The organism is Pseudomonas sp. MIS38 (assembly GCF_019891575.1).
GTDB lineage: Bacteria > Pseudomonadota > Gammaproteobacteria > Pseudomonadales > Pseudomonadaceae > Aquipseudomonas > Aquipseudomonas putida_A.
In genome coordinates, this window is the sequence record NZ_JAFLXF010000072.1 from 1 (window position 1) to 426 (window position 426).

The 426-nt window shown below is 56.3% G+C and carries 1 protein-coding gene; it reads right to left on the reverse strand.

What is annotated here, in order from left to right:
• Positions 1-260: 260 nt before the first annotated feature.
• The coding region (locus tag J1G18_RS28565; RefSeq protein ID WP_410477725.1) for a DUF6124 family protein at positions 261-426 on the reverse strand (166 nt) is incomplete at its 5' end.

Here is a 426-nt window from a genome sequence, read left to right on the forward strand (position 1 = left end):
TAGTGGTCGAGGGCGCGTTCGGCGGCTTCGTGGAGTTTTCTGGAGTTGAGGGATTCGTAGGGTGATAGCGGGTCTGTGATTGGCGGATTGGTTGAGGTTTCGGACATCAGCTGGAACTCCGATCGAGGCACTTTGAAAGAATGACTTCATGTAGGAGCTGCCGCAGGTTCGGGCCGCGTTCGGACGATCTTTTGATGTTGCTTTTAAAAAACAAAATCAAAAGATCGCAGCCTGCGGCAGCTCCTACACGGGACCGGTGATTAGTTCGGCACGCGGCGGCCGTCCAGTACTCGGTTGACCATCAGTTCACTGAGCATGATCACCTGATGCAGCATCAGCATGGCCCGGCGCTGTGGGTTATCGACGGTGTCGCCGATATCACGGGCCATGTCGCTGGCGGCGGCTAATGATTCGCAGGCTTCGACG